This is a genomic window from uncultured Campylobacter sp., assembly GCF_938045625.1.
Taxonomy (GTDB): domain Bacteria; phylum Campylobacterota; class Campylobacteria; order Campylobacterales; family Campylobacteraceae; genus Campylobacter_A.
This window is the reverse complement of the sequence record NZ_CALIAV010000003.1, coordinates 1-8,044: the sequence shown is the minus strand read 5'-3', so window position 1 is coordinate 8,044 and position 8,044 is coordinate 1. Positions and strand designations below refer to the sequence as shown.

Genomic DNA, 8,044 nt, shown 5'->3' with positions numbered 1-8,044 from the left:
ATAAGGCTTAAAATAATGAAACCTGCTAAATCTATTAAAAAGCTCGGAAACAACGCAGAAATTTATCTCTTTTATATTACGAATATCGCAAATTTTTGGCTTATATACCGCACTGCTAAAATATAGCCAATTAATGATTTGCTTAGAAATAGGTTTTATTGGCTCGTGGTATACATATGCTATTTTTTCTTTTTCAAATTTAAAATATGACGGTCTGTCCTTACATCTAAGACACCAGCAAAATATAAAAGGTAGCAAAAATATAAGCAAAAGTAGCCAAACTAAGTAACTTAAATTTTGAATACCAAAAATTTCTATCAATTTAAAATCAGAAGTAAAAAACATATAAAATGAAAAAATACTTATAAAAATAATGGCATTTTTTTCAAAATAGGCGCCGTAGTCGTTTATGATTATCGGATTTTCGTCGTAGTTTATCAAATTTTCTCCAAATTTCGCCTTATGCAGTCAAATTTAAAATGTATAACAAAAGGCAAGCGCGAGCTAAATTTAACTAGGTAAATTTAAAATTGGCTCGCCGTAAAACCAAAGCAAACTTAAGCGGCCGCTTACAAGCCAAAGCCGCTTAAATTTGAGTAAAAAGCAAAATTTGGCGCGCCCCAAATTTAAACCCCGAGTTTAAATTTACCCGAAACAAATCCAATTTCGAGCGGCGCGTCTAGCCAAATTTACCCGTTTTTCCTCGCAAATTCTTTCATAAACTCAGCCAAAGTTCGCACGTTTTCGATACTTACGGCGTTGTAGATAGAGGCTCTGATGCCGCCTACGTGACGGTGTCCTTTTAGACCCAGCATGCCCGCATTTTCGGACTCGGCGATAAAGGCCGCCTCCAGCTCGCGGTTTGCGATGGTAAAGCTAACGTTCATCAGCGAGCGGCTATCTTTTTGCGCGTGACCTTTGTAAAAGCCGCCAGAACCATCGATCGCGCCGTAAAGTAGCGCCGCCTTTTGCTCGTTTATCTCGTTTATCGCCGATAAACCGCCCTGCTCCTGCATCCAGCCCAGCGTCAAATTTAGCAGATATATACCAAATGTCGGAGGCGTGTTGTATAGCGACGAGGCCGACGCGTGCGTGTCGTAGCGAAGCATCGTCGGAGTGCGATCCATGCAGGCTCGCTCCAGCATATCTTTGCGGATGATGACGACGGTTACGCCGCTTGGGCCGGCATTTTTCTGCGCGCCGCCGTATAGCAGCCCCACGTCCGTGAAATCAACCGGTCGCGAGAAAAAATCGCTCGACGCATCGACTACTAGCGGAGCTTTGGAGCGAGGCAACTCGCGGTACTGCGTGCCGTAGATTGTGTTGTTCGTGCAGACATAGCCGTATGCGGCGTCATCACCAAATTTAACCTCAGGGATGCGGTCGTAGGAGGTTTCCTTGCTGCTGGCGACCACTTCGTAGGCTACGCCGACGTTTGCGGCTTCTTTGATCGCCTTGCTCGTCCAGACGCCCGTATCTGCGTACTGTGCGACGCCTTTGGCGGCTAAATTTAGCGGTATCATCGCAAACTGTAAATGCGCGCCGCCTTGCAAAAATAGCACGTCAAATTCCTCGCCGATACCGTATAGCTCGCGCGCCTTAGTCATCGCGCCGTAGTGCACCTCTTCAAAAATCTTGCTTCGGTGGCTGATTTCCATTATCGAAAAGCCCTTGCCCCGATAGTCGGTGAGCTCGTTTTGTGCGCACTCCAGCACACTAAGAGGCAGAGCAGAGGGGCCCGCACTAAAATTTAGCTTTCTATTCATCCAAACTCCTTTCAAATTTGAGCTGATTTTAGCGTGATTTGCGTTAAAAAATCATTTTGCGTCGCAAGGGCGGCGGCAAAAGGACGCAAATTTTACACTTTAAGCTACCTTTTGATACAATTTTTCATATTAAGGAGCGAAATTTGATAGAGATCGAGCGTAAATTTATCCTGCGTGACGCCGCCGTCACAAACGAGCTAAAAGCCCGCGACATCGGCACCGAGCAAAAAGATGTGACGCAAATTTACGTCAAAATCACTCCGCTTGAGGAGATTAGATTTCGCGAGGCTTCGGGCGTTTTTACGATCACGCAAAAATCAGGCGTCGGCCTAGCGCGCGAGGAAAACGAGAGCGAAACGGATGCCAAAAGCTTTAAAAAAGCCCTAAAAAACGCGGTCGCCGCTCCGATAAAAAAGACGAGATTTTTATTTAGGCTTGACGGCATTGCTTGCAACGTCGATATTTTTCACGGCGCTTTAGAGGGGCTTGTTACTTTCGAGGCCGAGTTTAGCGGCGAGCGCGAAGCCGCGGAGTTTAACCCGCCTGAGTTTATCGCCGCGCACATAGTTAGCGAGGTAACGGAGGATGAGCGCTATAAAAATAAAAATTTAGCGCTTTTTGGCTTGCCGCAGGGCGAATTTGACGCTCAAAAGAGCATTGAGATTTTACAAAATAGTCCGCAGCTGGAGCTAAATTTACCAAGCTACATCGGCGCGATGGATGCGATGCGGATGGTGTTTTTTCAGATCTTTACGCTGCTTAGCAAACACCTAAACGAGTACGCAAGCTCTAGCGATGCCGAGGCGCTACATCAGATACGTATAAATTTGCGCAAAACGCGCTCGCTACTTAAAATTTTCACTCCCGTTTTCGACCGAAAAACTGCTTGTTATTTTTTGCTAAATTTTAAAAAACTAGCCGAGCTAACCAACCAAAAGCGCGATATAGACGTGTTTTGCGAGTTTTTAAAAAGCCAAAAAGGCTTTGAAGGGCTAGCTAGCGAGCTAGAAATTTTAAGCAAAGCCCTAGCCAAGAGCGTCCAAGCCGAGCTACAAAGCGACGAAGCAAACGAAATTTTGCGCGACTGGGAGGTATTTTTACGCGAGGGAAGCGACTTTTTTAAAGGCGAGCTAGGAGACGCACTGATAAAAAAACTCGCCGCAAAATCCATACGAGCTCAAATTTTACGCCTTAAAAAATCTCTCTCAAATTTGAGCGAGACAACCGAAAATGCGCAGTTTCACAAGTGCCGCATCGAGATAAAAAGGCTAAGGTACTTAAGCGAGATTTTTGGCGGCGGTTTTGGTTTTGCTGCAGCTAAAAAATGCTTTAAAAAGAGCAAAATTTTACAAGAAACATTTGGCTCGCTACAAGACGCCGACATATGGCTAGGCCTGCTCGCGCACGTAAAAAGCGGCGCCGAACAAAAGCGCATAGACAAACTCCAAGCTAAAATTTACAAAAAAATCTACGAGCTGCGAAGCGAAATTTTAGACTCAAAACCTAAAATTTTAAAAAGCCTCACAAAGCTTTCGCGCGGCTTAAAAATCTACTATATCTAAAGAGAAAAAAATGGAAAAACAAGAAAAAATAGTTCAGATGTTTAATGACATCGCGCCCACCTACGACCTGGCAAACCGCGTGCTGAGCATGGGTGCGGACGTGAGCTGGCGCAAGATCGCGTGCAAAACAGTTTTGTCAAATTTCAAAGACTCAAGCGTAAATATCGTAGACGTCGCATGCGGCACGGGCGATATGATGGGCTTTTGGCAAAAGACGGCGGGCGAATTTAACGTAAAAATCGAAAATCTAATCGGCGTCGATCCCTCAAGCGGCATGCTCGCGGTCGCCAAACAAAAATTTCCCGAGTTTAAATTTATCGAGGCGTTAGCGACGCAAACGACGCTTGATAGCGGCTCGGTGGACGTTCTTAGCATCAGCTACGGCATCAGAAACGTAGTCGAGCGAGAAGCCGCTCTAAGAGAGTTTAACAGGGTGCTAAAAACGGGCGGATACGTCGTAGTGCTAGAATTTACTAAGCGCAAAAAAAGCGGCCTTCTCACTGGCGCTCGCGACTTTTATCTAAGCAAAATTTTGCCTAAAATCGGCGGTTTTATCTCCAAAAATCAGGAAGCCTACGAGTACCTGCCAAGTTCGATCGAGGGCTTTTTAGACGCCAAAAGCTTTGGTGAGGAGCTCGCTGCCACAGGCTTTGAGATGCGTCTTTGCAAGGGCTTTTCGATGGATATTTCTACCCTTTTCATCGCGCAAAAGGCCCGTGAGTGCTAAGCGTCAGCGAGCTAAACGAGCAGGCTAAAACGCTGCTTGAGACGACGTTTTCGTACGTCGAGGTAGAGGGCGAGATCTCGCGGCTCGTTAAACACGGCTCGGGCCACTGGTATTTCACACTAAAAGACGAAAAGGCCGCGATCTCGGCCGTCATTTATAAATTTAACGCCGCTAAGCTCAAATTTGACGTCGCAGACGGCATGAAAGTCGCTCTCTACGGCAAAATTTCGCTCTACTCGCCAAGCGGCAGCTATCAGTTTATCGCGACCCTAATACGCCCAAGCGGCGAAGGCGAGCTCGAGCTTGCGTTTAAACAGCTAAAAGCCAGACTTGAGAGCGAAGGGCTTTTTGATATCTCGCGCAAAAAACCGCTACCAAAATTTCCGCGCAAGATTGCGCTTATTACCTCAAAAACCTCAGCCGCGTTGCAAGACATGCTACGTATAGCGCACGGACGCTGGGCGCTGGCGGAAATCATAATTTTTGATTCGCTAACACAAGGCGAAACCGCGCCAGCCTCACTCATACGCGCGCTAAAAAAAGCCGACGCAAGCGGCACTGACGCGATCGTACTGGCACGCGGAGGCGGCAGCAGAGAGGATCTGTGGTGCTTTAACGACGAAAATCTAGCCCGCGAGATCTATGCAGCGCGCACGCCCGTGATCTCGGCCGTCGGACACGAGATTGACTACGTGATCAGCGACTTTGCGGCGGACTTTCGCGCCCCGACTCCAAGCGCGGCGATGGCTACGCTACTGCCCGATATGGGCGAGCTAATGCAAAGCATAGATAGGCTAAGCGAAGCGGCGGACGCGGCTTTCATGCGCGTTTGGGAGCGTAAATTTAACGCTCTGGCGATGATGAGAGCGAGATTTACGCAAGCTAGCCTCACGCAAAAAATCGCTCGCAAGGAGCAAATTTTACTAAATTTAAGGCATGCTTTAGATGCCGCCGTGCAAACCAAACTGCTCAAATTTGAAAACGCGCTAAAACTCGCTCGCGCCGCATACACGCAGCAAGAGTCCTTTTTCGCACAGATTTCAAATTTCGTCCGAGTGCAAAAAGAAGGCAGAACGGTAAATCTAAGCGAGCTAAAACCGGGCGACCGCATCGCGCTAAGCTCGGTAAATGCAAGCAAAGAGGCGGAAATTTTATAGCCAAATTTGATTCGCAGATGCAGCGATTCAAAATTTTGGGCGGGTTAAAAATTTTTAAGCTAAAAATAGTAAGATAATAATGCAAATCAAAATTTAAAGGAGCGATATGAAAACGAACGTAAAATTTTTACTAGCCGCGTGCGCTGCGATGCTGATAACCGGATGCGCGACGGAGCGATCTCGCGTAGTTGAAACGCCAAAAGTTCAAACCATAAATACCAACTATCAAGGACAAAAGATCGCTGTCTCGATCGGCCGCTTTAGCAACCAGTCCTCATACCAAAACGGCGTATTTTCAGACGGCGAGGACAGACTAGGCAACCAAGCCCAAACCATCCTCATCTCAAATTTACAGCAAAGCGGGCGCTTTTCGGTGCTTGACCGCAGCAACATGCGCGCCATCAAAGAAGAAAGCGCGCTAAACAAAGAGGTGCAAAACATCAAGGGCGCAAGATACGTTATCACGGGCGACGTGACGGAGTTTGGCCGCAAAACTACGGGTGATCACCAGCTTTTCGGAATACTTGGCAAAGGCAAAACCCAAACCGCCTATGCAAAGGTAAATCTTAACGTCGTGGACGTGAAAAACTCCGAGGTGATCTACTCTACTCAAGGTGCCGGCGAGTATGAGCTCTCAAACCGCGAGGTGCTGGGTTTTGGCGGAAGTGCTGGGTATGATTCAACGCTAAACGGCAAGGTGCTAAGCCTAGCCATCATCGAGGCCGTAAACAACCTAACGCGCGGACTTGAAAGCGGCGCTTTTAACGCGAAATAAGGATAAATTTTGCGCTTTAAAACTCTAGCAAATTTCGCGCTCGCCTCCGCCGCCGCCCTGCTACTCTCTGGCTGCGCGGACGACTCGCCTAGACAGCTATACTACTGGGACGGCGCCTACACGAGCTCGGTCTACGAGTACCTGAGCGAAGAGGGCGACGCGGGCGCGCAGATCGCCGCGCTCGAGGAGAGCCTGCAAAAAGCCTATCAAAGAGCTGCCAAAGCCCCGCCGGGACTGCACGCGCATCTAGGCTTACTCTATCTCTCGCAAGGAAACGGGACGAAATTTAAAGCCTACGTCGAAAAAGAGGCCGAGCTCTACCCAGAGTCGCGCGACTACGCGATGTTTTTGCTAAATCAAAACGGCAAAACGGCGGGTGCAGCGGGCAAATCGGCGGCAAATTTAAACACTAAAGACGCGAATTTGGGCGAGCAGACGAAGGAAAAATCGGGCGCGAGCGAGTCAAATTTAAATGACAAAAGCTCAAATTTAAGCGAGCAAACAAGCAAGCAAGATTTGAAAAACAAACAATCAAAGCCTGCCAAAACGAGCAAGACCGCAAAAGGAAGCCAAAATGAAAAATAAAATAAAATCGGCACTTCTTTGCGCACTTGCGGTGCTGTTTCTAGGCGCGTGCACTGGCTCGCAGCCTCAAATTTACGACTACTCGGCGTTTTTGCAGACCAAGCCTCGCTCGATCGTAGTCGTGATGCCGACCAGCGACTCATCCGAGATAAAGGCTTCCGCGGCGGTGCTAGCAAATGCTCTCTATCCGCTTAGCGAGGCGGGGTATTACGTATTTTCGCCCGCGCTCGTAAACGAGACCTTCAAAAACAACGGCATCTATGACGCCGCAGAGATCGCACAAGTCTCCACGTACAAGCTAAAGCAGATATTTGGCGCCGATGCCGCTCTGTATCTAAACGTCGCGGACTACGGCACCTCATATATGCTGATTAGCAGCGTCACGCGCGTGAGCGTAGCGGCGACTCTAGTCGATCTAAACACTGGCGCCGTGCTCTGGCAAAAGAGCGCGACCGCAGCAAACGACTCGGGCGACGGCGGCGGCAACCTCATCGGCATGCTAGTCTCCGCGCTAGTTAAACAGATCGCCGACTCGGTCTCGGACGCGAGCTTTGACCTCTCAGCGCACGCGGACGCGATTTTGTTTAGCACCGATTGCCGAGACTGCCTGCTCTACGGCCCGTATTCGCCGCGCTACGGACAAGATCGGCAGCTAAATCGCGGCAAATAAATTTGAAAAAAGGACGAAAATGAAACTAGCCGAGGCGCTGATACTGCGCGCCGACATACAAAAACGCATCGAGCAGCTAAAATCAAGGCTTGCGGACAACGCGAAGGTGCAAGAGGGCGAGAAACCCAGCGAAGAGCCAAAGGCGCTGCTAGCCGAGCTAGACGCGCTCACAAGCGAGCTTGAGCGGCTAATCGTTCGGATAAATTTAACCAACTGTACCGCAAAGGCAGACGGCAAGAGCCTAACGGAGCTAATCGCCAAACGCGACGTACTCACGCTAAAAGCGGGAGCGCTGCGGGCTTTTGCGCAGGAGGCTGCTCAAAAAGTGGAAATTTATTCGCGCAGTGAGATTAAAATTTTAAGCACGGTCGACGTCGCAGCACTGCAAAAGCAGGTGGATGAGCTAGCAAAGCAGATCAGGCAGCTTGACACGATGCTGCAAGGCGCGAACTGGCAGACCGATCTGATTGAAAGCTAAAAGCGTTAAATTTAAATTTCGGGTAAGTATCGCAAGAGGCGAGCATGAAACCTTCCCTATAACGGAACTCTAGCGCTCGCGGAAACGGGCGCACCCTTTTTACGATTTATTTTCAGTAAATTTATAAGGGTAACGTAAATGCGCAATGTAACTACCTAATGCTGATCTAGCGATACCCAGGGCGGGAACGGGGAAATTTAAAACGAAATTTTGATTTTACGGCGCGGTTTGCGGGATTGCGGCAAAATTTAGCGGCGATTTAGGCGGGCTTGACGCTCAAATTTTGCGTTAAATTTAGACGCTCTCGCCATTTTGCATTTTGAC

At 48.4% G+C, this 8,044-nt stretch carries 8 protein-coding genes; 7 read left to right on the top strand and 1 reads right to left on the bottom strand.

Features of this window, described 5'->3' with window-relative positions; translation table 11 throughout:
• Positions 1-689: 689 nt before the first annotated feature.
• Positions 690-1,766, bottom strand: coding sequence for a 3-phosphoserine/phosphohydroxythreonine transaminase (serC, locus tag Q0386_RS00115; protein WP_299025350.1), 1,077 nt, complete (start codon positions 1,764-1,766; stop codon positions 690-692).
• A 143-nt stretch (positions 1,767-1,909) separates the two neighbouring features.
• Between serC and Q0386_RS00110 the strand changes: the two genes are divergently transcribed.
• From Q0386_RS00110 to Q0386_RS00080, 7 genes are all read left to right on the top strand, one after another.
• The gene (locus Q0386_RS00110; RefSeq protein WP_299025347.1) at positions 1,910-3,328 is read left to right on the top strand and encodes a CHAD domain-containing protein; all 1,419 of its coding nucleotides are present in this window, start codon (positions 1,910-1,912) and stop codon (positions 3,326-3,328) included.
• A 10-nt stretch (positions 3,329-3,338) separates the two neighbouring features.
• Complete coding sequence (gene ubiE, locus Q0386_RS00105) at positions 3,339-4,055, top strand: bifunctional demethylmenaquinone methyltransferase/2-methoxy-6-polyprenyl-1,4-benzoquinol methylase UbiE (RefSeq protein ID WP_299025344.1); 717 nt, start codon at positions 3,339-3,341, stop codon at positions 4,053-4,055.
• Positions 4,049-5,212 carry an exodeoxyribonuclease VII large subunit gene (gene xseA / locus Q0386_RS00100; RefSeq protein ID WP_299025341.1) on the top strand — a complete coding sequence of 388 codons (1,164 nt, stop codon included), beginning with the start codon at positions 4,049-4,051 and terminating at the stop codon, positions 5,210-5,212. The genes ubiE and xseA overlap by 7 nt, the downstream gene beginning before the upstream one ends.
• A gap of 106 nt (positions 5,213-5,318) precedes the next feature.
• On the top strand, positions 5,319-5,987 hold the full coding sequence (locus Q0386_RS00095; protein ID WP_299025338.1) for a CsgG/HfaB family protein: 669 nt from the start codon (positions 5,319-5,321) through the stop codon (positions 5,985-5,987).
• Positions 5,988-5,996: 9 nt separating this feature from the next.
• Complete coding sequence (locus Q0386_RS00090) at positions 5,997-6,572, top strand: DUF4810 domain-containing protein (protein WP_299025335.1); 576 nt, start codon at positions 5,997-5,999, stop codon at positions 6,570-6,572.
• A complete protein-coding gene (locus Q0386_RS00085; protein ID WP_299025332.1) occupies positions 6,562-7,242 on the top strand; it encodes a DUF799 domain-containing protein in 681 nt (226 codons plus the stop codon). Before Q0386_RS00090 ends, Q0386_RS00085 begins: the two co-directional genes overlap by 11 nt.
• Before the next feature lie 19 nt (positions 7,243-7,261).
• The gene (locus Q0386_RS00080; protein ID WP_297967377.1) at positions 7,262-7,720 is read left to right on the top strand and encodes a DIP1984 family protein; all 459 of its coding nucleotides are present in this window, start codon (positions 7,262-7,264) and stop codon (positions 7,718-7,720) included.
• Positions 7,721-8,044: the final 324 nt, after the last annotated feature.